Annotated in this window: 26 protein-coding genes; 8 read left to right on the top strand and 18 right to left on the bottom strand. The window is 60.4% G+C overall.

The window, feature by feature from the left end; all coding sequences use genetic code 11:
- Nucleotides 1–7 precede the first annotated feature (7 nt).
- On the top strand, nt 8–2,008 hold the full coding sequence (locus BSF79_RS12280; protein WP_090270138.1) for a type IV secretory system conjugative DNA transfer family protein: 2,001 nt from the start codon (nt 8–10) through the stop codon (nt 2,006–2,008).
- A gap of 155 nt (nt 2,009–2,163) precedes the next feature.
- Here BSF79_RS12280 and BSF79_RS12275 read toward each other — a convergent pair whose 3' ends face one another.
- A complete protein-coding gene (locus tag BSF79_RS12275) occupies nt 2,164–2,670 on the bottom strand; it encodes a PIN domain-containing protein (RefSeq protein ID WP_009815557.1) in 507 nt (168 codons plus the stop codon).
- On the bottom strand, nt 2,667–3,875 hold the full coding sequence (locus BSF79_RS12270) for an XRE family transcriptional regulator (protein ID WP_245776398.1): 1,209 nt from the start codon (nt 3,873–3,875) through the stop codon (nt 2,667–2,669). Before BSF79_RS12270 ends, BSF79_RS12275 begins: the two co-directional genes overlap by 4 nt.
- Here BSF79_RS12270 and BSF79_RS12265 point away from each other — a divergent pair.
- Genes BSF79_RS12265 through BSF79_RS12250 form a run of 4 tightly spaced genes read left to right on the top strand, consistent with a single transcriptional unit; the run spans nt 3,855 to nt 6,800 of the window.
- Nucleotides 3,855–4,079, top strand: a complete 225-nt coding sequence (locus tag BSF79_RS12265; RefSeq protein WP_009815559.1) for a DUF2188 domain-containing protein — start codon at nt 3,855–3,857, stop codon at nt 4,077–4,079. The two genes, BSF79_RS12270 and BSF79_RS12265, sit on opposite strands and share 21 nt — an antisense overlap.
- A 26-nt stretch (nt 4,080–4,105) precedes the next feature.
- Nucleotides 4,106–5,131 (top strand): CBASS cGAMP-activated phospholipase, encoded by a 1,026-nt coding sequence (locus tag BSF79_RS12260; protein ID WP_233486458.1) that lies wholly within the window; start codon nt 4,106–4,108, stop codon nt 5,129–5,131.
- Nucleotides 5,128–6,327 carry a nucleotidyltransferase domain-containing protein gene (locus BSF79_RS12255; RefSeq protein ID WP_009815561.1) on the top strand — a complete coding sequence of 400 codons (1,200 nt, stop codon included), beginning with the start codon at nt 5,128–5,130 and terminating at the stop codon, nt 6,325–6,327. Before BSF79_RS12260 ends, BSF79_RS12255 begins: the two co-directional genes overlap by 4 nt.
- On the top strand, nt 6,327–6,800 hold the full coding sequence (locus BSF79_RS12250) for a type II CBASS E2 protein (protein WP_090270137.1): 474 nt from the start codon (nt 6,327–6,329) through the stop codon (nt 6,798–6,800). Before BSF79_RS12255 ends, BSF79_RS12250 begins: the two co-directional genes overlap by 1 nt.
- A 136-nt stretch (nt 6,801–6,936) precedes the next feature.
- Here the strand turns inward: BSF79_RS12250 and BSF79_RS12245 are convergent, their stop codons facing one another.
- The 15 genes from BSF79_RS12245 to BSF79_RS12175 form a co-directional block, all read right to left on the bottom strand.
- Nucleotides 6,937–8,016, bottom strand: a complete 1,080-nt coding sequence (locus tag BSF79_RS12245; protein ID WP_090270136.1) for a TrbL/VirB6 family protein — start codon at nt 8,014–8,016, stop codon at nt 6,937–6,939.
- A 6-nt stretch (nt 8,017–8,022) separates the two neighbouring features.
- On the bottom strand, nt 8,023–8,427 hold the full coding sequence (locus tag BSF79_RS12240) for a hypothetical protein (RefSeq protein ID WP_009820226.1): 405 nt from the start codon (nt 8,425–8,427) through the stop codon (nt 8,023–8,025).
- Nucleotides 8,424–8,612: a hypothetical protein gene (locus BSF79_RS12235; RefSeq protein ID WP_036562870.1), complete on the bottom strand. Its 189-nt coding sequence runs from the start codon at nt 8,610–8,612 to the stop codon at nt 8,424–8,426. Before BSF79_RS12235 ends, BSF79_RS12240 begins: the two co-directional genes overlap by 4 nt.
- Nucleotides 8,609–9,595, bottom strand: coding sequence for an ATPase, T2SS/T4P/T4SS family (locus BSF79_RS12230; RefSeq protein ID WP_090270135.1), 987 nt, complete (start codon nt 9,593–9,595; stop codon nt 8,609–8,611). Before BSF79_RS12230 ends, BSF79_RS12235 begins: the two co-directional genes overlap by 4 nt.
- A 4-nt stretch (nt 9,596–9,599) precedes the next feature.
- On the bottom strand, nt 9,600–10,979 hold the full coding sequence (locus tag BSF79_RS12225; RefSeq protein ID WP_090270134.1) for a TraB/TrbI/VirB10 family type IV secretion system protein: 1,380 nt from the start codon (nt 10,977–10,979) through the stop codon (nt 9,600–9,602).
- Entirely contained in the window at nt 10,976–11,671 is a 696-nt protein-coding gene (locus BSF79_RS12220; RefSeq protein WP_090270133.1) for a TrbG/VirB9 family P-type conjugative transfer protein, read from the bottom strand. Before BSF79_RS12220 ends, BSF79_RS12225 begins: the two co-directional genes overlap by 4 nt.
- Before the next feature lie 101 nt (nt 11,672–11,772).
- Complete coding sequence (locus BSF79_RS12215) at nt 11,773–12,429, bottom strand: VirB8 family type IV secretion system protein (protein ID WP_090270132.1); 657 nt, start codon at nt 12,427–12,429, stop codon at nt 11,773–11,775.
- Between the two features lie 14 nt (nt 12,430–12,443).
- Entirely contained in the window at nt 12,444–13,253 is an 810-nt protein-coding gene (locus BSF79_RS12210; RefSeq protein WP_090270176.1) for a type IV secretion system protein, read from the bottom strand.
- Nucleotides 13,253–14,341: a lytic transglycosylase domain-containing protein gene (locus tag BSF79_RS12205; RefSeq protein WP_090270131.1), complete on the bottom strand. Its 1,089-nt coding sequence runs from the start codon at nt 14,339–14,341 to the stop codon at nt 13,253–13,255. Before BSF79_RS12205 ends, BSF79_RS12210 begins: the two co-directional genes overlap by 1 nt.
- Before the next feature lie 55 nt (nt 14,342–14,396).
- Nucleotides 14,397–14,666: a hypothetical protein gene (locus tag BSF79_RS12200; protein ID WP_083781623.1), complete on the bottom strand. Its 270-nt coding sequence runs from the start codon at nt 14,664–14,666 to the stop codon at nt 14,397–14,399.
- Nucleotides 14,663–17,038: a VirB4 family type IV secretion/conjugal transfer ATPase gene (locus tag BSF79_RS12195; RefSeq protein ID WP_090270130.1), complete on the bottom strand. Its 2,376-nt coding sequence runs from the start codon at nt 17,036–17,038 to the stop codon at nt 14,663–14,665. The genes BSF79_RS12200 and BSF79_RS12195 overlap by 4 nt, the downstream gene beginning before the upstream one ends.
- Nucleotides 17,028–17,306, bottom strand: coding sequence for a VirB3 family type IV secretion system protein (locus tag BSF79_RS12190; RefSeq protein WP_090270129.1), 279 nt, complete (start codon nt 17,304–17,306; stop codon nt 17,028–17,030). Before BSF79_RS12190 ends, BSF79_RS12195 begins: the two co-directional genes overlap by 11 nt.
- The gene (locus BSF79_RS12185; protein WP_027246639.1) at nt 17,299–17,583 is read right to left on the bottom strand and encodes a TrbC/VirB2 family protein; all 285 of its coding nucleotides are present in this window, start codon (nt 17,581–17,583) and stop codon (nt 17,299–17,301) included. The genes BSF79_RS12190 and BSF79_RS12185 overlap by 8 nt, the downstream gene beginning before the upstream one ends.
- Before the next feature lie 107 nt (nt 17,584–17,690).
- Entirely contained in the window at nt 17,691–18,311 is a 621-nt protein-coding gene (locus BSF79_RS12180; RefSeq protein WP_090270128.1) for a lytic transglycosylase domain-containing protein, read from the bottom strand.
- 43 nt (nt 18,312–18,354) lie between these two features.
- Nucleotides 18,355–18,723 (bottom strand): hypothetical protein, encoded by a 369-nt coding sequence (locus BSF79_RS12175; RefSeq protein ID WP_090270127.1) that lies wholly within the window; start codon nt 18,721–18,723, stop codon nt 18,355–18,357.
- Between the two features lie 201 nt (nt 18,724–18,924).
- Here BSF79_RS12175 and BSF79_RS20270 point away from each other — a divergent pair, with 201 nt between their 5' ends.
- The 3 genes from BSF79_RS20270 to BSF79_RS19995 all read left to right on the top strand — a co-directional run bounded on the left by BSF79_RS20270 (nt 18,925) and on the right by BSF79_RS19995 (nt 19,964).
- Nucleotides 18,925–19,185 (top strand): hypothetical protein, encoded by a 261-nt coding sequence (locus BSF79_RS20270; RefSeq protein WP_009820239.1) that lies wholly within the window; start codon nt 18,925–18,927, stop codon nt 19,183–19,185.
- 124 nt (nt 19,186–19,309) lie between these two features.
- Nucleotides 19,310–19,567: a helix-turn-helix domain-containing protein gene (locus BSF79_RS12165; RefSeq protein WP_009820240.1), complete on the top strand. Its 258-nt coding sequence runs from the start codon at nt 19,310–19,312 to the stop codon at nt 19,565–19,567.
- A gap of 169 nt (nt 19,568–19,736) precedes the next feature.
- Nucleotides 19,737–19,964, top strand: a complete 228-nt coding sequence (locus BSF79_RS19995) for a hypothetical protein (RefSeq protein ID WP_007120687.1) — start codon at nt 19,737–19,739, stop codon at nt 19,962–19,964.
- Nucleotides 19,965–20,084: 120 nt separating this feature from the next.
- On the opposite strand, the gene BSF79_RS12155 is transcribed toward BSF79_RS19995, so the two are convergent.
- Entirely contained in the window at nt 20,085–20,840 is a 756-nt protein-coding gene (locus BSF79_RS12155) for a hypothetical protein (protein ID WP_237279982.1), read from the bottom strand.
- Nucleotides 20,841–20,953 lie beyond the last annotated feature (113 nt).

Genomic DNA, 20,953 nt, shown 5'->3' with positions numbered 1-20,953 from the left:
CGCCTCCATGGGAAAAGCGCGGATCGCCACCGGGGTCCTGCTGGTGACTTTGGTGACCGGGGCCATGGGCTATACGATCGCCTCGGCGGTGCTCACCTACCAGGATCTCGGCTTCGGGGCCGAGATCGACTTCGCCTACATCGCGCAGAACTACATGGCGATCCTGGACCGCCGTCCGGAGGACGCGCAACTTATTCACCTGATCATCGGTAGCTTCGCCGCCGCCGGCCTGATGCTGAGCCTCGCCCTCTCAGGGTCCGCTCTGACACGCTTTGGCCAGACCCATTGGCAGACCGCGCGCGAGATGAAGGCCAATGGATTCTTCGGCGCACCCGGTACGGGGTTCATCCTCGGCAAGCTGGGGACGCCTGGCTCCCGCGCCAATTACATTTGCTCGAAGGTTTTCCCGCATGCGCTGATCGTGGCGCCCACGGGCCGCGGCAAGACCACGGGCTTTGTCATTCCGAACCTGCTGACCTGGCAAGGCTCCGCCGTGACGCTCGATGTGAAGGGCGAGTGTTTCGAGGCCACGGCCCGGCATCGTGCAACCCAAGGCGACAAGGTCTATCGCTTTGCCCCCACCGATTGGGAGGGCAAGCGCACGCATCGTTACAACCCGCTCCTGCGCATCTATCAACTGAAAGATCCCGCGCGCCAGCAGATGGAATTGCAGCTGCTGGCGACGCTCTTCCTGCAAAGCGACAATGACCGGGTGCAGGGTCTCCTCAAAGGCGGGATTGATCTCTTCGTGGCGGCAGGCCTGCTGGCGTTCCAGCGCAAGCGCCCCACCTTGGGCGAGATCTACCGCATCGCGGCCTCGGGTGGGAACAAGCAGAAGGAATACTTCGCGCGGGGGCACGAGGTCGACAACAGGGCCGCCAAACTGATCTTCACGCGGCTCGCTTCGACCAACAACGATACGCTGACCTCCTATGTCTCGCTCCTGATGACATCGGGGCTCGACCAATGGCAGAACCCTGCCATCGATGAGGCGACGGCGGTGTCGGACTTTGACTTCCGGACGATCCGCAAGAAGCCCTTTTCGGTCTATCTCGTCGTCCAGCCGCTGATGGTGAAGCCGCTCGCGCCGCTGATCCGGCTGTTTTTCTCCGACCTGCTCTCGGCCATGCAGGAAAAGGATCCCGGGCCAGACGAGCCCTGGCCAGTGATGATCATGCTCGACGAGTTCAATCGCCTAGGAAAAATGCCCATCGTGGTCGAGAGTATCGAGACCCTGCGGACCTATCGTGGTCACCTGGCCGTTGTCACGCAAACGATCCCCGCCCTCGATGAAATCTACGGCGAGAACACCCGCCGCGCCCTTCAGGGCAACGCGGGCGTGAAGCTATACCTCACGCCCTCGGATGAAAAAACCGTCGAAGAGCTGAGCAAGGCGGTTGGCAAGACCACGAAGACCGTCATCACGCGATCCCAGTCCATCGGCAAGAACCCCTTCGAGGGCCGTAGCCAGTCCACTCGGACTGAAGAGAGCTCGTTGTTGCCTGAAGATGAAGCGCGCCGCCTACCGCTCGATGAGATCGTCATGGTGATCGACGCGCAAATGCCGGTCCGAGCCAAACGGATCCAGTATTTTGACGACCGGCTCTTCAAGGCGATCCACGCGGCGCAATCAGGCGAGTTGCCGTTTCCGAAGCCGGGGGGAGGGGGATCGCAGGGCACGCTGCCGCTGAGTGTGCGCGCCATGCCGATGACTCCGCCTTCGAACGGACCAGGTGGGTCTGACGCCGTTGTGGAGACCGCACACCAAGATGCTGGCAGCCAAACGTCAAAGCAAACCGACGTCGCTCCAAAAAAGACCGCGCCTGTCGTTCAAACCGTTATCGCCGAGGAACAGCGCCAGATGGAGATGGATTTTGGAAGCCAGGTCGCCGATGCAGAGGCAGCGAGCGTAGCTGATGAGGCGCAGATGCGCTCTGCAGTCGATGGCTTGGAGGACATGGAAGCGATGCTGCGAGAGGAGGATGGTGAAAGGCTGGTTGCGCGATAGGGTGGCGGGCATGGCGACCTGCGCGTAGCTTCCGTAACGCTGAATGTCACAAACGATACTTTTTGACGCCGAAAAAAGGGGCTGGTTTGCATGACCGTTCGATCTTTCGCTCGGAACGTCGTGGGCAGGGTCCAGCCATCTCCACCTTGTTCAGATTATGCCCCGAGACGGCGCAGCCGCTTGTCGATCTCGGCGGGGGGTAGGAAGACCGCCTCATCCGCCCGCCAGATTTGCAGGGCGGAGACAAGAAGCCCGACATCGCAGGCTTCGGCGGCGTGCAGCTCGTCGATGATCCAGAGGACGCCATGAACGCGCACCGCGCGAGCGGTGGCGACCTTGCGTAGAAGGTTGTCGCCGGTCAGGAGGATGCCGTTTTCCTGGCAGGTTGTCGTCACGAGGGCGAAGCAATCATTGGCCGACAGGCGGCTATGTTCCCGCTTTAGAGCGAAAACCCGCGCGACTTCTTCCCCCGGCAGATCGTAGGTGGCGAGGCCACCGTCTTCGAGCATCCGCCATTCCTGCGCCGTGAAATCGAGCAGCTCCTCCTCACGGATGGGCAGGGGCACGATGAAGCGATAGGGCAGCCGCAGCAGGACGTGCAGCAACTCTCCCTTCTTCAAGTCGATCAGACAGGACGCATCATTGACGACAACACAGGTCACTGGTCACGAGGCCCCCTGATGTCGCGTTCGACAACGCTCAAGGGGAGCCCGAGCATCTGCGCCGCCCGCACGGGGGAAATCATCTCCTCGCCGAGCGCGCGCCAGACGAGGCGCTCGAAGCGCTGCGGCTTCTCGAAGGCCGCAAAGCCCTCGCCTGGACCGATAGGCTCCGGCTCCTCGCGCCGCCAGCTTCGCGCATAGGTCTTGAACGCATATTCCACAGCGCTCTTCGACAGGATGCCCACCTGGCCGAGCCGCACGAGCATCGCGGCGGCGGAGACGCCATAGGTGCGCTTGAGCCGCATGATCTCTATCCAGGTCATGCCGTGACGGTTTCGGCCAGCTTCCTCTTCCAGATGCTCACGCGGAATGAGGAACGCCCCCGCGAAGCGGTGCATCGAGGGCTCCTTTTTCAGTGCGGCATTGCCGGTTTCGGTGATGATCCGGTGCGCGAGTTCGTGGGCGAGGTTGAAGCGCGTGCGTTCGACATTGGTGTGCCGCGAGACGACGATCACCTCAGTCGGTGCGCCCTCCGCCCGTTCGACATGACAGGCCAGCCCGTTGATGCGTTCCGGGAGATCGGCCTCGATGACCTTGAGTCCCTTGTCTTCGAGCAGGGCGGTCATACTCGGGATCGGGTCGATCCCAAGCTGCCACTCGCGCCGCACGTCCCGCGCCTTGGAGTCGATGGCCTCTTCATCGGCCACCATGTCCACGCGCAGCGCGGCGAAGGGGTCTTCAGCGGGGTGCATATCGAGGATGTCCTCGATGGCGAGATAGTCTTCGAGCTTCTCGATGACGATGGATTCCGCCATCGCGCGATCCTGCGCCGAGGCGGTCGAGTTCTTTCGCCACTCGACGCTTTCCAGAGCTTCGACCTGACCGCCGAGCAGGAAGTCCAGTGACACGCCGAGCGCCTTGCCGAGGCCGACCAGCACCGACGAGGACGGCATCATCTTGTCCGCCTCGTATTTGCTGATGGCCTGCGCTGACACGCTTGGGGTTACGCGCTCCGCGAGCGCTTGCATGGATAGACCCGCCCGCTTGCGGGCAAGCCTGAGTCTTTGTCCGAACATGATCCTCTCCCGGCGGTTATTGTTGTGGTTGATAAACGCCATTTCTTCCTGTATATTTAAATACAAGGTTGTCGCATCGTCAACCGAAATCGACACGTGAGGCTTGAAATGTCTAAGAAAAATCAGCATGTTGTGCCGCATGAAAGCGGTTGGGCAGTGAAGGGGGCGGGTAACTCCCGCGCGTCTTCCGTCCACGGCACGCAGCGCGAGGCCATCACGGCCGCGCGGGAATCCGCCATTCGTCAGGGCAGCGAGATGCTGATCCACGGCGAGAACGGTCGCATCCGCGAGCGCAACACCTATGGCAAGGACCCGTATCCGCCGAAAGGCTGAAGAGCATAAGCGGAATGGATGTCAGGATGAGCAACGGTGGGAACAACAGGCAGATACGTCGCATCCTCTCCATCGACGGGGGCGGGATTAAGGGCACGATGCCCGCTGCATTCCTCGCGGGGCTCGAGGAAGATCTGGGCCAGCCCATTGGGCGCTATTTCGATCTCATCGCGGGCACATCGACGGGTGGCATCATCGCACTCGGCCTTGGCCTCGGCCGCACGGCAAAGGAACTGCTCGAGCTTTACGAGCGTCGCGGGCCTGTCATCTTCGGTCAGGACAATGCGGATGATGAACCGCTGGGGAGGATACGGCAGGCATGGCGCACCCTCACCGCCACAGGTCGGCACGTAGTCGGTCCAAAGCACGATGCGGCAATTCTTGCCCGTGAACTCAAGGCCGTTCTCAACAACGATCTGATCGGGCAATCACAGACCCGGTTGGTGATCCCGGCGTGGGATGCCGATCTCCGCAGCCCTTATATCTACAAGACCGCGCATCACACACGCCTGCAAACCGATTATCGCAAGACTGCGCTTGATGCCGCCCTGGCTACGGCAGCGGCACCTACGTATTTCAAGCGACATCGCACTGCTGATGATATTGGCCTGACCGATGGCGGGACATGGGCCAACAATCCCACAGCCATTGCTGTCGTCGAAGCCATCACTCTTCTGGGGTGGCATCCGTCAGACCTGCGCATTCTGAGCCTGGGGTGTCTGGACGAAGTCTACATGCTGCCCGAAAGTCCAGGGTTTGCCGGACTCGGCCTCAAAGTCCTCAACCTTTACGCGGATGGGCAATCACATGGCGCCCTCGGCATGGCAAAACTTCTGACGGGACACCCTTACGATGGGGATCGCATCTACCGCATTTCGCCGTCTGTCCCGAGCGGGTTTTTTACCTTGGATGACACCACGAAGATCGGCCGCCTCAAGGGCCTCGGTATGTCAGAAGCCCGAAAAGCAAAGCCCCACCTGACCCCGATCTTTTTCACCCAGCCTGCCGATACCTTCGTGCCGGTCTATCAACTCAAGGAGAAAGCGGCATGAATCAGATGTTGCGACAGCCGCTGACCGACAGTGATATTCGGCGGCGCACGCAGATATTCACCATCCTGGACGAGATAGGCGAGGATCTGGACCTCACCGAAACCCAGTTTGATCGTGCGCGCCAGAGCTATGGTGCCGTCGGAGACTGGCTGTCCGGTTCAACTGATCCCCTACTCGTCAGTGTTCTGGTCTATCTCCAAGGGTCCAGTGCGCTTGGAACGGCCGTGAAGCCAATCGGGCGGCGGGAATTCGATGTCGATCTGATCTGCTTTTGTGCAGGTATCGCGTCCGGCATCTCACCAGCGACCCTGAAGGCGGCGGTTGGAAACCGGCTCAAGGAACACGCCACCTATGTGCGCCTTCTCGAAGAAAAAAAGCGTTGTTGGCGTCTCAACTATGCGGGGGACTTCCACCTCGACCTATCCCCGACGATAGCAAACCCGGTCTGCGGCAACCGGGGCGAATTGGTGCCCGACCGGGCTCTGAAGGAATGGCATCCGACAAACCCGCGGGCCTACAAGACCCTGTTCGATGAGCGCGCCGCACTCCGGCCTACCTTTGTGGGCAAGTTTATCGCCATGCAGCGGGACGAGGCGACGGTGGAGCCGTTCCCCGTCCGAGAAGCAGTGAAAGGCATCCTGCGCCGCATCGTGCAATTGCTCAAACGGCACCGCGACGTTTTTTATCAGAACAACACGCAAGACGTGGCCCCGATTTCCGTTATCATTACCACCCTTGCGATGCAGTCCTATGCCTATTGCGTGCGCAACCACGTCTTCCATGACGAAATGGATCTGTTGGTCGAAACGATCCGGATGATGCCGCACTTCATCGACCGCCCCATTCTGGACGGACGGCGGGGCTATGCCATCCTGAACGAGACAACCAACGGGGAAAACTTCGCCGACAATTGGAACAAGGATGAACGCCGGGCACCAGCATTCTATGCGTGGCACGCACAAGCTCTGTCCGACTTTGAAGTCCTTCGCGATGCTGTTGGTCAGGACCGTGTGTCATTGAACATGGAGCGTTCGTTCGGTTCCGGTGTCACCGGACGGGTTCTCGGCAACCGCGTCAATGCGGTGTCGGATGGTCGCAAATCGGGTCTGCTTTCTGTCGCACCTGTGGTCGGGCTGACGACATCGAAGGTCGCAGCATCAACGACCGTGCCCACAAATACGTTCTTCGGTGATTGATGATAGGACGAGGCGGGCAATACGACCTGACCCTGTCGCAGCAGCTGCTGTTCCTGAAGGCAAGCCCGGCTATCAGTGGTGTGGGGCAGGTCCGCGCAAACAAATTGACATGGCAAGAGCCTATACAACCGACCGCCTTGGCGCGCTCCTACCTTGCCACTATCACGCTTCAGCTGGGTCAAACGCCCGGTGTTCAGATAGACGACCCGGATCTGGAGTTGCTGGCGGCAGGGCGTCCTTTGCCTCACGTCTACAGAGATCCGCTGCGCCTTTGTCTTTATCTTCCAGGTGCCAGGGAATGGGACGCGCGGAAGCGGATCGACCAAACCATCATTCCGTGGACTTACCTTTGGCTCTATTATTTCGAAGATTGGCTTTGGTCAGACGACTGGAAAGGTGAAGGGCAACACCCCGGCGAAGAGCCTGAGCCAGTTGGCAATCGGGCGATGCGCAGGGCCGTGGCACGGTGCTAAAATTGTCGATTCCGCCTGTGGCAGAAACGGTCGTGTTTGGCCACGTGCCTTGTGTCGCGAGGGATCAACCGTTTAGCAATGACAAAAACCCGCGGCGAAACCTTTGCAGTTTTGGCAAGTTTTTGGCACCTGGCTGTCACCGCCTGCCCAACCTACCAAGTCTCGAAAGCTGTGCCAGCATTCGGGCGCCTGTTCCGGTTGCGTCACCCGGACGAGCCGCAGTTGGCCCTCCAGCAGTATTTGGCCGGCTCGGCAAGGCTTGCACGCCGAAGAATTGGCGCGCGCGCAGGGCTGCGTATTCCGCCCCCGTCGCACCACCGATGGCGTAACGGTTGTAAACCTGTTGGCTACCTGCCAGCCCTCGGGCAAATGCATAGCTGCCACCGAACCCGGCAGAGAGCGCTGGCATCATGATGTTTCCGGAAATCGCACGAACCAAGAAAGGCGTTGCTATGATGAAACCCTTTGCCATCAGCACCATCATGAAAAATGGGATAAGGGCCCCTATGTTCGAGGCTCCCTCCGGGTCGCCAAGCTCGGCAAGAAGCGCCCGAGAGACCCCCGTGATCGTCGCGAACACTCCGGCGACGACGATCGGATACATCGCGAATGAAATGAACGCGGATAACCAGCGCGCGAAATAATCCTTGGTCACCTCGAACAGGGTCAAGAAAATCATCACTGGCGCAATGCCAATTAGCAGAGCGATCATGAGCCGGGACGCCACAACAATGAACGCCGCCAACCCGCCAAGAATCGAGAGCAGCAGAACCCCGAGTGTGTCCAACAAGGCACCGGCCATCCAGTTCAGCTCGGACCCCGCAGCATTCAGATAGTCCCCGAGCGCTGCAATCAATTCGTCAAATTCCTCTGCAAAGGTACCGGACGGGCCAGGTGATCCGCCGCCGACAGAAGCCACAAGGGCCCCGGCAATGCTGTCGATTCCGTTCAGTATTGCTGAGGCAAGCGCATTGAACTGGACCCAGTTGGCCGCGAAGACCCCTATCAGTCCGACCTTTACGGCCAGCCAAAAGGCAGTTCGGCCGTCCATGGCGCGATACTGGTAGATCATGTTGATGAAGACCAGAATGACAACTAGTGTTGTGCCCAGAACCAGCAACGTACCGACCGTTGCTGCGACCGCACCAAACTGAGTTTCGGCAGCGGTATCTAGATACCCTTCGGACGTTTCCACGAAGTAGGTGACGACACTCATGGATTGCTACCAGTTGCCAGCTGCTACGCAGATTGGCATGGCGGCGCGGCGCAGTTCATTTGCCTGCCGTCGGTATTCGGACGTCGCTTCGACAACGTCCCAGTATTTAGATGAAGCATAGCGCTCTGTGTAGAAGCGTACGGCGTCCTCCCAAGTTGGATACCGTGTGGGACAGTCGCAGTTTTGCGAGTCTACGACGCGCTCCATGCTTTGAGCCCGATATATCTGTTGGATCAAAAGGCGCTTATAGGATTCGCGCACATTGATGTTCTGCATCCACTTCGGCTCAGGTGGCTGGTCTGGGCAAACATTTGGGTGGTTGTCGAGCGTCGGGATCAGGTTCCGCTCGGCTACGCCAGCAGTTGTGCCAAAGATCAAGAGCAGGCCAGCGACTGCAATAGCCCGTGTCATTCCGATGCCGTCTTCATTGTACCAGTCTCACGCTTCAAGAAAGTGGTGTAGCCGTAGTCGCCGGCTTCGGCGGTAATAACCTCCCACCCTTCCGCGCCGCGCTCATTCAAAGCACGTCGCACCTCGTCGTAGTCCTTTTGCTTCTTCACCGGAAAGAACAGGATGTCATATTCAAAGGTTTTCATGGGGAAGTTCCAATCTCAGTTGCGCCGGGGAGGTAGAATTCGGTGATGCCGCGTTTGCCGTCATGGCGACCGGCCTGGATGATCACGTCAATGGAATTTTCGATGTACTGGATCATGTCGGCATAGGTCATCGGGATTTCGGTCTTGAGTGCCGCGATCGCGAGCCGCTGCACGGCCAATTGCGGGGTTTCGGCATGCAGCGTGGTCATGGAGCCGCCATGGCCGGTGTTGATGGCTTCCAGAAAGGTCATGGCCTCCTTGCCGCGCACCTCGCCCAGGATGATCCGGTCGGGGCGCATGCGCAGCGTCGCGGTGAGGAGCACGTCGGCCGACTGGAATTCCGCATCACGATTGGCGATGAGGGTCACGGCATTGGGCTGGGTCGGCAGAAGCTCGGCGGCTTCTTCGATGGTCACGATGCGTTCCTCGGCCGGTACGTGAGAGAGGATCTTGCGTGCGGCGACGGTCTTGCCGGTGGAGGTGCCACCCGAGACGATCATGTTGAGTTTGTTCTCGACGCAGAAGGCCAGCGCATCATCGATCAAACCCGCGGCCACCACTTCGCGCAAGGCGCGCTTTTTTTCGACGCGCAGGTCTTCGAGCTTGCGCTCTTTGCCATAGAGAAAATCGAGTGCGATGCCTTCGAGAGGCAGGCTCGAGAAAAACCGAAGGCTGATGGACATGGCGTTTAGAACGGCAGGCGGGGTGATGACCTGTGCGCGGATCGGGCGACCCTTGTAGGTGATCGAAACCGAGACGATGGGCCGGTCCTTGCTCATGGTGGTGTTGGCGGAGGAGGCGATCTGGTTGCCGAGGTCCCTGACCAGAACGTCCGTCAGCCTCTGGTCCAACGCCCGCATGAAATGATCGCCCTGGAATTCGCCCCAGCAGGTCCCGTCGGGGTTGATGCAGATCTCGATGACATCGTTGCGTGCGGCGGCGTCGATCCGGTCGAGCGAGGTTTCAAGATAGCTCAGCGACATGGGCTCAGAATATCTCCAGATCGCGGTCGACCATGACCGTGACGCGGGCGCCCTGGTCGACATAGATGACGGGGCCGATGGAGAGGTAATCACCGATGACGCTGTCCGTCGCATCTGCCAGATCATCCCCCACTTCTTCGAGAACGTCGGCGGCAGTCTCATCCTGGACCTCGGAGGCGGCGGCACTTGGTGCGGCGGAAATCAGCGAAATCAGGGCGGCCGACCCGAAACGCTCGGCAAAGCGCGTGTCTATGAGCCCCGTGACGCCGGAGCGACCCAGTTCATCACCGCCGAAGGAGCTGATCTGGACGGTCTGGCCCGCGGGCAGGATGATCCGGTCCCAAGCGATCGTCACGCGGCGCTGCGCGATATCGACGCCGGCGCGGTAGCGCCCGATGAGACGGGATCCGCGGGGGATCAAGAGGCGCGCGCCATCGACGCTGTAGACATCCTCGGATACTACGGCACGGGTCTGGCCGGGCAGGGAGCTGTCGAGGGCAGTTTCCATGACGGCCTGGATCATGGTGCCCTGTAGAATCGTGTTGGAGGGATTGGCGATCACCTCGGCCTGCGTCACGGTGGAGGGCAACGCACCGTTCAGCACGAAATCCGTCACCTCGCCAAAAGTGCGTTCGGTCAGAGCCGTTTCATTCGCTCCGGAGGCACCGCCAAAAGCGATGGTGGGCGAGGCGATACGCCGCTCCTGGAAGGCGCGTTCCTCCGCGGCGCGGCGCTCCAGCTCGGCCATGCGCCGGGCTTCTTCCTCGCGGCGCAGTCGCTCTTGCTCGCGTGCGCGCAGCTCGTCTTCCGAGGGCCCGGCTGGGGCGGGTTGCGGGCGATTGGCTTCGAGTTGGACCAGCTCCAGATCCATGCGCAATTGCTCGAGGCTGCGATCCCGCGCCGTCAGTTCATCCTGGAAGCGCTGCTGTGCGGCTTCCGATGCAGCTTGCAGCGCAGCGATCTGAGCGGTCAGCGCGTCGATCGCCTCTGCGGCGGCGGTGTCTTCCTCGACGACCGGTTCAGGGGCGTTGCGCAATTCCTCGATCTGGGCCTGCAGGGCGGTGATCTGCGCCAGAAGCTCCGCGTTGGGCTCGACTGGATCCGGTTCGACAAACACAACCTCGGGCTCGGGCGGGGGCAAGGTCTCGATAGCGCCAAAGCCGTCCCCTTCGTTTTGGAAGACGTCCGGAGTGGCCGTCGGCAAGGCTTCCTCTTCGTCGGGCTGTGAGAGGAGATAGAGCAGGGCACCACCTGCGCCGATGACGAGGACCACGATCAGCGCGAGAAGGGGCGACCGGCGCTGCGCCGCTATGGGCGCGCGGGCACTGCCTTTCTCCAGGGCGGCGAGGCGCTTTTCCAGCTCGGTGTTCCCGGTATCGCTCATGAGCCTACCCCCGCAGGCGGCGTTGCTTCAATGCAGACCACCTCTTCGCCAAGGCGCAAGACCCATTGGCGGTTCACGCCGCTGACGCGGATCACGCCGTCCTCAGGGGTTTGCGTGTTGACCGTGCGCTCGCGGCCGCCCGCGTAGCGGAAGATCGCGGGCACAGGGGCGTTTCTTGGAAAGGCGAAATACGTGAACGTCCCGTCATCCCAGATGCGGGTTGGCGTGAACTCGGTCCGCGCGCTGGCGCCGTAATTGTAGTTCGGTGCTTGGGCGGCGATGGCCCGGGTCGGGCGCGCAGCGTCGTCCGGATAGCGGAACTGCACCACGTAGAAGGTCGGGCTGCGGACCTCCTCGATGTTGAAATAGTAGCTGCGCCTATTCGTGTAGACGGTCACATTGGTATGGACACCGCGCGCGACGGGCTTGATTGCGAAGGCCTGCCCGCCCGGCACGCCATCGATCTCGAAGCCTTCCGTGTCGCCCGCAATGATCGACCGGATGCTTTCGCCCTCTCCAAACTCGATGGTGGTGACATGGGTGAGCGAGACGCTGATGCGGTAGACCTGACCTTCTTGATATGTTGCGAGCCGCACACGGCTGTCATTTGGGCCACCGCGCGGGATGGCTTCGGCAAAGGTAAGGCCGGGCAGCAAAACAAATAGGGCAGCAACAAAGAGCTTATTGATCAACCATGCGTTTCCGGAACGAGGAGCGTCGCCAATACCCGCGCGGCTCAAGCGCTCTGGGGACATTGGCGACAAGGTATTTTGATTTGAATTCGAGAAACGCATTAATTCTCCAATCTGTCGGAGCGGATGGAATATTCGAGCACGGTGAACCCAAACGGATTGGTCCAGACCTCATCGATGGAGCGGCGGGTCTCCGGGCGGAACTCGAAGAGAAGCGTCGCAGTGAAGAGGCCGGTCTGGGTGCCGCCCAATGATGTCAGACGCTTGCGCAGGCGCACCGTGGCGCGGTTGGTGCCGATCCGGTTGATGCTGAGGATTTCCACGTCGAGCCGGGCATTGGGGCCATAGACGGTCGGCGGATAGTTCTCATTTGCGCTGTTCCAGATCTGGCGCAGCCCGCTCTCGGCGGCCCCGTCCGAGCGGCGCAGCACATTGCGGATGCGCAGATCGTTATCGAGCTGATTGTAGACCTCACGATCGGTCACATAGCGGAACACCTCCGCCTCGATGATCGCCTGGTTGGCGGTGACGGATGTGGCCCCAACGGACGCCTCGGGCAGGGCAAAACCAGTGGCGGGATCATAAGGGACAACGACGGGGGGCGGGTCGACATCGAGGATCGAGACAGCCGCGGCACTCAGACAGCCGATGATACCGAAGACAAGGCCCATCAGGCCAAGGCGTTGCCAGAGCCGTTCGCGGCGCAGGGCACCGTAGACCAATTCTTCTTCAATGATTTCTTGTTCACTCGCCACCATTCATGCCCCCGCGATCACTCGGCCCGCAGGTCCGGCAAGGTGAAATCCATGAAGCGCTGTTCTTCGGCGATGGTGGCGGCATCGATCACGCCGCCCGTGCCGTCGCCCACGGTCTGCACCGCTTCGAGCTGCCACATGGCGACCAGCGCAATGGCGAGCTCCGCGGTCACGCGCGTGTTGAGATCGATGCTTTCCTTGAGTTCGTCCATGTCGTTGATGAGCCCGACAAGGCGGTCTACCCGCTCGAGCGATTGGCCGGCATCCTCATAGCTGTTCTGGGCCGCCGCCGAGACAAGGGCACCGGTGGTGGCCTGCGTCGCCACGCGGTTAGCCCCGGGATTGCCGCTCGTGGCCATTTCCGAGAGGGTGTCGTCGTCAAATCCGAGATCGGCCAGCACCCGGTCCATCTGGGTTTCGATCTCGCCTGCGCCAGAACCGGACAGGCCGGAGAAATCCCCAGTCTTGATCGCCTCAATCGTGGCGAGGATGTCGCCGAACTCCTGGTCGAGTAGGCCATTGAGTTCGTCTTCCATCTCGGTGCGGATGATTTCGGGAAGCTCGGCAAGTCGGGTGAGCGCTTCATAGGTTCTTTGCAGCTCCGCGAGTTGATCCGTGAGTGTGGCAAGCTGTTCGCGGAGCTGCGTCAGCTGCTCGTTTTGCAGGATCTCGTCTTCGATCATCTGCCGCAGCTGCTGGATGTTTTGCGCGATGTTCTGGGTGTCGACGACCGGTACACCTTGTGCTGCGGCAGGGGGTAGGGCGCTGAACTGCAAGCCAACGCCAAGTGTCGTGGCCAAAGCTGTCCTCAAGAGCAGATGTCCCATCATTCAATCTCCCTGATCGTAAAATCCATGAACGCGCCTTCGGACATGCGGGCGCTGGCCTGAGCCAACTCCTCGGCAGAAAGAACGCGGGTGCGTGCCGCCTGAAGCCGGATGCGCGCAGCGACGAGACGCACGAGTTCCGCGCGGGCATAGGTGTTGAGCGCGATGCTTTCCTGCACGTCCTCGGTTTCGGAAATCCGCGTGACGATGTCGGAAATGCGCAGGGCGGCTTGGCGGATCGCGGCCGGGGAATTGCTGCCGTAGAAGGCGGCACCGTGCCCGGTGATTGAGAGGTTGGCATTGGCCAGAAGCGCGGGGTCGATCGTGCCAAGCGCTTCGATCCCGCCGATACGGCTTAGATAGAGATTGTAGCGTTCAGGGATGACCGACACGTAGTGCTGGGTCTCGCGGAAGGGTGGCACGCCGCCATACTCGAAAACCCGGCCGGGTCCGGCGTTATAGGCCGCGAGGGCGTTGATGATGTTGCCATCGAATGTGTTGAGCTGGGTCGCGAGATAGCGCGCGCCGCCATGCACCTGAAGGTAGGGGCTGTCGAAATATTCCGGGTTTATGCCCAGATCGCTGGCCGTGCCCGGCATGATCTGGGTGAGGCCATAGGCGCCGACGGGAGACCGTGCCCCAATCGTAAACCGGCTTTCCTGCCAGATCAGCGCTTGCAGCAGCGCGCGCCATTGGACGGGTGAGAGCCCTGCGCGTCCAACACCCGCAAAGCCGCTGGTCTCCTGGGCGACGCGGATGATGAGCTGCTCGATGTTCTCGGTGGCGTCGCCGAACATCTGCGCACCGCCGGGATTGGGGTCGATGTCGGCATTGCCATAGACCGCCTCGACTGACCGGGCCGGATCCCCGCTGCCGCTTTCCAGCCCCAAGACCATAGCCGGCAAGCCCTGACCGCCGAAGCTGGTCTGGGCATCGAGGATGCGTTGCAGGGTTTCCAGCTGCTCCCGTTCGATCTCGGCAATGAGTTCGCGCACGGCAAGCTTGTCGGCCTGAACAGCCAAGTCTGCTTCGCGGTCGCCGGTCTCGACGATGTCGCGCGCGGTCAGCCCACTGTCATTGGTCGGCACGCCTTGGGCGATGCCGAGACCGGGCAGCAGGCAAAGTGCCAGGATATGAGGCAGGCTAGACTTCAATGTCGCCCTCCGGCGCATCTAGAGGCGTAAAGGTGCAATCAGGCGCGTCGGGTGCCGTGGACGCGAGGAATGTGAAGCAGTTCGCCTGCGGTTCCTGGTACTGGGCGCAGGAGGCCAGCGCGCCGAGCGCAGCCAAAGCCAACAATTTGGCGTTTCGAGATTGTCTTGAATCGTTTGTTCGCTGCCTCTCGCTTCGCTCGAACGCGAAAAACGATGCAGGATTTATTGGTGAAATCTCGAAACGCCATATACGGATCATGAAAGCCTCCAGAAGTCCGGGCGGTCGCGGTAATCGGCGCCGACGAGCGCCTCGCCTTTATCCATGCCGCCGAGGATGGTGAGTGTGGGACCAAGGGCGCTCAGATCGGCATCGACGACGATCGAGCCCTGATCGTCACGGATCAGCGACAAGCGGCTGTTGCTGCCCGTGTTGAGAAGGACATCGAGCTCCTTCTCTGTGAGGTTCAGCATGGCGTAATCCGCAGGCTGCGCGCGGATGTTGGGCAGCAGGATCTGCGTTGGCACGGCCTCGACGATGGTCTTGCCGGTCCGGGTGCGCTCGAGCTGGCTTGCGTATTGCGTCATCATCACAGCGACGGTGTTTTGCTTGCGCGCGGTCACCAGCCAGTTCGACAGCCGCTCTGCGAAATACGCATTGTCGAGCGCCTTCCAGGCCTCGTCGATCACGATGATGGTGGGGCGGCGATCCTCGATCTCGCGCTCGACCCGGCGGAAAAGATAGGAGAGGACTGCCATCCGCTCCTTGTCGGCCTCGCTGTCGAGAATGCCGGTCAGATCGAAACCCACCACATCGCCTTTGAGCGAGAAGGTGTCCGCAAGGCTCTGGCCGAAGATCCAGCCATAGCGGCCGTCTTCGGTCCACTCGAGCAGGCGCTGGTGCAGATCGCCGCCATCATCGGTGGACACAAAAAGCGATGCGAAATCCTGCCAGTTCCGCAGGGCCGGATTGGAGGCCTGCGCGTTCTGGCGCACGACTTCCTGGATGCGGTTGGTCTGTGCCGGCGTCAGGGGCTTGTCGGCTCGGTAGAGCAGTGTGGTGAGCCAGTCCGAGAGCCAGGCGGTGCCCCGCGCATCGGTCTCTGTCCAGAGCGGGTTGAGGCCCGTGGGCTGACCGGCGTTCAGGGAAGCGTAGCGCCCGCCATTGGCGCGGACCGCCATCTCCATACCAAGACGGTAATCGAAGACGAAGATCCGCGCCCCAGCGCGACGGGCTTGCGTCATCAGAAAGGCCGAAAGCACCGATTTGCCCGACCCGGGCCGTCCCATGATCAGGGTATGGCCGCTTGTCGGTTCTTTGTCCGGGCTGCCCTGCTCGTGATAGGAAAACTGGTAGGCGCTTTGCTCGGGCGTAGGGAGATAGGTGATGACCCGGCCCCAGGGGGTAAGTGCTGCAGGTTTGCCGAGCTGTGTCCGGTGGAAGGCCGCAAAATCCGCGAAGTTGCGGTTGGTGACGGCGCTGGCGCGGACGCGCTTGGGCTGGTTGCCGGGATGCTGGCTGAGGTAATGCGCCTTGGCAGCGACCCGCTCGCCGATCATCTTCACGCCTTCGGTCGCGGCGGCATTCACGATCTCCGCGCTGAGCGACTGCAGCTCTTCGAGCGTTTCGCAAAAGAGCGTCACGACCATATGATGCTCGCCGAAGCTTTGGCGCTTGGCCTCGAGATCATCGGCGGCGATGTCGAGGGCTTCCAGGAGCGAGAGGGCCGCGTCCTGGCTCGCCTGCATCTGCCGCTTTTGCCGCTTGATCCGGCCCGCCATGAGGTTCGAATTGATCGGCGTAAAGGAGTGGGTGACGATCATGTCGACCGGCAGGTTCAGCATGTCGAACATGGTGCAGGAGGTGCCTTCCGAGTATTCTCCGATGGTGAAACTCTTGCCGTAGCGATGTCCCACGACGCCTTCGGAAAGCTCGAAATGGTCTCCGTGAAAAGTCACCCGGGTATTGGCGACGTTGAAGGACAGAAAGCCGAAGGTGTTTGCCGGATAGAGCGGCAGCTCGGTTCCTGTGTTGAGCGCGCCCAGAAACCCGACCAACTCCCCCGATGCGGCCGAGAGCAGTCGCGGCTTGAGCTCGGTGAGGCCGGACAGAAAGACGTTCACGGCCTCACCGAGACGCTGCAGGCGTTTGCGGGTCTCCTCCTTCAGGCGGTCCGGTGCGCTGCGGCTGAGGAACGGCAGGAGGCTTTTCGGGGGTGGGCGGTGAATGACGGTGAGCGTCAGCGTCTTGTCGCGCAGCCCGCTGGTCTCGAGTTGCGCGCGCCAGCGCCGGTCCACCTCGCCCGCGAAGCTGTCCTCACGGATGGGGTCGAGATCAGGTTTGATGGCCTTGGAGACCTTGTGGACGTAATAGCTGAATTCCGGCCCAAGCTGCGCGATGATGCGGGCAAAAAGCGCTGTCACCTTGTCGAGATAGGCGTCATCGGTCGTGTAGCTGTTGATCCCCTCGAGCCTGATGCATCGGAAGAGTTCGTTCACCCGGGTCCGCACGGTCTGGTCGTCAACGAGGCTCACATAGGGCAGCATATGCGCGAGGCGGGTCTCGCGCGCATACCAGTCTGGCGTCATTGTGCGGGCATCGAGCGCAGCATCACGGGTGTCATCACGGGGCATAGCTGTCCCCGCCATGGATGCTGCGGTTGCGCGTGGGCGGTGTCTCCTGCAGCGCCGTCATCATCACGTCGATGAAACGCGGGTCCCAATCTGCGGCCTTCCACAGCACCGGATAGAGAACGGCGGACACGCCCAGCACCGCGATGTGCTGGACCCAGACGAAGAGAAGCACCGAACCGAAGAGCCAGACCATCGCGTACATGATGGGCAGGCCCAGAAGCTTCGGCGGGCGCACGAGGCCGAGAAAGAGAGGCGAGCGCTCAGCCACCGGCAAAGACCGCGGCAACGATCGTCGGGGCAGCCGCGACACCGGCGATGCCGACAAGCACCCAAAGCGCTTGGCGCAGGTCGATGATGTTGAAGAACCAGCTCAAGAAAACGCCGAGGACCGCGAGTGTGGCAATCACGACGCCGAGCGGGCCGGTCAGCGCATCGACAATGCCCTGCAACAGGCTTTGGATCGGGGAGAGATCGATGCTCTGTGCAAGGGCGGGCTCGGCAATGAGCAGGAATAGCGCCAGCGAGGCGACAAAGAGGTTTGAAATCCAACTTGTTTGGAAAAAGCGGTATCGCCAATGCACTGCCGCGCTGCGCGCTCTCGTGACATTGCCGATAAGTTTTTTGAGGAATGATTTCCAAAAAGGTTGGGACATCATGAATTTGATCCTTCCAATCGGGCCACAACGGCCATGACGCGGGCCACGTGGTTCTGGGTTTCTCTGTAAGGGGGAATGCCACCGTACTGGCGTACGGCGTCCGGCCCGGCGTTGTAGGCTGCCAGCGCCAAATGCGGATCGCCGAAGCTTTCCAGCATCATTGTCAGGTAGCGGGCGGAGCCGTCGAGGTTCTGCAGCGCGTCATGAGGATCCACACCGAGATCTCGGGCAGTAGCAGGCATCAATTGGCCCAGACCAATGGCGCCCGCGCTCGAGACGGCATTCTGCCTGTAGGCGCTTTCCACCTCGATATTGGCCCGGTAGAGAGCCAGCCAATCCGTGACGGACAGTCCCGCGCGGCGCAGGCCGGGATGGCCGACATAGCGCAGGGCTGTTGCCTCGATGCCCAAGAGAACGTCTGCGCGGGGCAGGGGTGCTGGCTGGGCGAGTGCCGCAAGCCTCAGCGAGTCAAGTTCGGAAGCTGCTTCAGTCTCACCAAGAATGGCCAAACCATCGGACGCCGATCCCAGACCAACGCCGTCATTGTAGTTTCGAGCAAAACCGCTCTGAGACCGCGACGGGGTCAGAGAGCCGTCGCTCTCCATGATCAGGACCATTTGCGCTGAGGCAGGTGCTGCGACCAGCCAGAGACAGACGAGGTTAGTTGCCAGTGCCCAAGTCTGATGGGGCTTTGTCTGACGGGGCGAGTTTATGCGTGCGGCTTGTACCCGCCTCAAGCGGCAGGTCGACATGCGTAAAGCCAAGGCCAATGAAGAAAGACACCACGCCGGAGATCGTCTTGAACTCGCGGATCTTGATATCGTTGTAGGTCGTCCGCGTGCGGGCGGTGACGAGGAGCTTTTCCACGCCGTCATCAGAGACAACGCGCATGATCCAGACCCCGTAATAGCTGGGGCCTTTCTTATGTGCCGACTCCTGGCACAGGATTTCTGCGCTATAGCCGCTTTCCACGAGCTCGCGGAACCTGGCTTCCGTAACCACATTTGGTGCTTCGATGTCCCAGTTCATGGCCCGGCTCACGCTTTCTCCAATGGCGCGACCCTAGGCATTCCCACTTGAAGCCCAGAGTTACGATAGTATAATAACAACCGCAAGATGTAATATCGTGCTTTAGCTGTAGTTTGGTCACGCAAACACTAGTCACGGCCAGTGTCTGCGATCAAGGAGATAACAGGTTTGAGAAACCCAAGGTTGAGAGGCCAACACCTATTGCGGGCTGTATCGATACTCCTGGTTGTCCCTGGCGCGGGTTTCGCAGAATCCTGCTTCGCCCCGGCCCGTCCTTTTCTGCCAAGCGATTCGCAGGCAGCGCGGGACTATGCAGACATCATCCGTGGCGATTTCGAAGATTACATCCAGGATATCCAGAGCTACTTCCGTTGCCTCGACGGTGAACGGGCCCGTGCTTTCGAGGAAGCGCGCGAAGTCAGTGAAGACTATGGCCGATTTCTGCAATTGGTAGGGGATTGATGGGCAACCTCGGGAGCATCAGACTTGCAGCCCATGGAAACCAGACGCCGATAACACCCTCAAATATCTACTTTTTAGATAACAGATTTCATCCGCTAGCGACGTCACAAAAGGTATGTGACGCGTGGCAAAAACAATCAGAAGCAAAGGGCAGGTGGCACTCTGCCAGGCGTTGGTCGACGCTCGGATCAAGGCAGGCCTTGGCCAAGATGAATTGGCGACCAAGCTCAGATGCCACCAATCCCTCATTGCCCGCCTTGAAAGCGGTCAGCGCCGGGTCGACGTTGTCGAGCTGGTCGTTCTGGCGCGCGCCATCGGCTTTGACCCGTTCGAGGTTCTGGCGATCGTTGAAGCCGCCACGGAGCCCGACCACAGGATTTAAAGCCAATGAATTGTTGAGAAAACCGGAACCCATTTTCCCGGTCTGATGATCATTCCCTCATCGAGGACCAGGTAGCCAAAATCAACGAAGGCTGGTGCATGGTCGTAGTGAACACTCTGCAACCACACGCCGCATTTCGCAGCGCCACAGTGCAGGAAGTCAGTAAACAGTGAACGATGATAAGGGTGAGGGCGTCGCGATCGCCAATCTGATCGGGACCGATGGGTGCAGTGTTGTTGGTTGGGTTTATCGCTGGAGTACAGGCTCACATGCGGTGATGTGGGACGTCCAAGGGCCCCAGCCGGTATCGGAAACCCGGCCGGATATAAGTGACGAACAGAAGCAAGAAATCGACTTCGATGCGCTGACGAGGATCGGAAGAAGCGACGACAGGTGAACAGAGCGAACCCGCAGTGTTTGCCGAAACGCCAAACAGCATGTGGACCGCGACGCGTATGCGGTGCGGTCGTACACGCCAAAGAAGCCGTCTTCCGAGACAAATCTACGTGGCGGCAGGTCAGTAGTTCACCTGCTCGAACCCGTAGTTGCCCTCATAGTCACGCCAATCGACGAAGACGGATCGGTGATAAATGCCAGGGCAATGCTCGCCCCAGCGTTCAAGACCTACGTGAGCCGAAGGAAGGGCAGTGACGGAAGACCTTTGCCACGCGAAGTCACCTTGGGTCCCATATGTGCCGAGGACCACGGTCGCACTTCGGTTGCAATCCCCATCTCGCCCGGATTCGTGCTGGCGGGCATAGCGAACGTCAAAGACGCGGATGGACCGCACAAAATTGAACTCCGGACCGCTGATATCGATATCAGCACGATCCTGAACAAGGCGAAGCACGAAGTCTGCTGGAATGCCGCCCGTTCCGGTTTCTGGAGAGCGCCAAACGGCATTTGTTGATTTTGTTTGGACGGCAACATCATTGCCTGGAAACGATTGGTGGGGCGAATAGTCCTTGGCGTGAAACAAGGTTTCGAAGATCCGGCCTACATTGCTCGGATGCCGTTCGGTCTCATAAGATGCGCCCATAGGACAGCGCCAAATCTGCAGTGGTGGTTCTACAGGCCATGGCGTGATGCGACGAATAAACTCGGCGCGGGCACGGCTGCAAGGCACGGAAGCGGGCCAACCCCCGGACAGACAGAGGAGGATTGCGCAGTCGATTGGGTAGGTTTGAGCCTTTGTGATGCTCGGCAGCCAACCAGCCGCTAAAGTGATTGCTGCGGTTAGGCATAGCGACAGTCTCTTGAGTTGAAAGCGCATGGTAGGGGCCCCTTTGTCGGACACCATCTTACCTTCAATAATATACTAACGCAACATTAAGTATATTTCACCCATAATCAGGGTTATGTAAAAACACGACTGTAATTTAGATT

Origin of the sequence: Thalassovita taeanensis, assembly GCF_900110775.1 — a bacterium.
Taxonomy (GTDB): Bacteria; Pseudomonadota; Alphaproteobacteria; order Rhodobacterales; family Rhodobacteraceae; genus Litorimicrobium; species Litorimicrobium taeanense.
The sequence above is the reverse complement of the archived record's forward strand: the minus strand, read 5'-3'. Positions and strand labels throughout refer to the sequence as shown.

Bases quoted from the DNA above. Each gene is read 5' to 3' on its own strand.
- BSF79_RS12280 (WP_090270138.1), top strand. From the start codon at position 8: ATGGGAAAAGCGCGGATCGCCACCGGGGTCCTGCTGGTGACTTTGGTG.
- BSF79_RS12265 (WP_009815559.1), top strand. From the start codon at position 3,855: ATGTCTAAGAAAAATCAGCATGTTGTGCCGCATGAAAGCGGTTGGGCA.
- BSF79_RS12270 (WP_245776398.1), bottom strand. From the start codon at position 3,875: ATGCTGATTTTTCTTAGACATTTCAAGCCTCACGTGTCGATTTCGGTT.
- BSF79_RS12260 (WP_233486458.1), top strand. From the start codon at position 4,106: ATGAGCAACGGTGGGAACAACAGGCAGATACGTCGCATCCTCTCCATC.
- BSF79_RS12255 (WP_009815561.1), top strand. From the start codon at position 5,128: ATGAATCAGATGTTGCGACAGCCGCTGACCGACAGTGATATTCGGCGG.
- BSF79_RS12250 (WP_090270137.1), top strand. From the start codon at position 6,327: ATGATAGGACGAGGCGGGCAATACGACCTGACCCTGTCGCAGCAGCTG.
- BSF79_RS12245 (WP_090270136.1), bottom strand. From the start codon at position 8,016: ATGAGTGTCGTCACCTACTTCGTGGAAACGTCCGAAGGGTATCTAGAT.
- BSF79_RS12240 (WP_009820226.1), bottom strand. From the start codon at position 8,427: ATGACACGGGCTATTGCAGTCGCTGGCCTGCTCTTGATCTTTGGCACA.
- BSF79_RS12235 (WP_036562870.1), bottom strand. From the start codon at position 8,612: ATGAAAACCTTTGAATATGACATCCTGTTCTTTCCGGTGAAGAAGCAA.
- BSF79_RS12230 (WP_090270135.1), bottom strand. From the start codon at position 9,595: ATGTCGCTGAGCTATCTTGAAACCTCGCTCGACCGGATCGACGCCGCC.
- BSF79_RS12225 (WP_090270134.1), bottom strand. From the start codon at position 10,979: ATGAGCGATACCGGGAACACCGAGCTGGAAAAGCGCCTCGCCGCCCTG.
- BSF79_RS12215 (WP_090270132.1), bottom strand. From the start codon at position 12,429: ATGGTGGCGAGTGAACAAGAAATCATTGAAGAAGAATTGGTCTACGGT.
- BSF79_RS12210 (WP_090270176.1), bottom strand. From the start codon at position 13,253: ATGGGACATCTGCTCTTGAGGACAGCTTTGGCCACGACACTTGGCGTT.
- BSF79_RS12200 (WP_083781623.1), bottom strand. From the start codon at position 14,666: ATGATCCGTATATGGCGTTTCGAGATTTCACCAATAAATCCTGCATCG.
- BSF79_RS12195 (WP_090270130.1), bottom strand. From the start codon at position 17,038: ATGCCCCGTGATGACACCCGTGATGCTGCGCTCGATGCCCGCACAATG.
- BSF79_RS12180 (WP_090270128.1), bottom strand. From the start codon at position 18,311: ATGGTCCTGATCATGGAGAGCGACGGCTCTCTGACCCCGTCGCGGTCT.
- BSF79_RS12175 (WP_090270127.1), bottom strand. From the start codon at position 18,723: ATGAACTGGGACATCGAAGCACCAAATGTGGTTACGGAAGCCAGGTTC.
- BSF79_RS12155 (WP_237279982.1), bottom strand. From the start codon at position 20,840: ATGCGCTTTCAACTCAAGAGACTGTCGCTATGCCTAACCGCAGCAATC.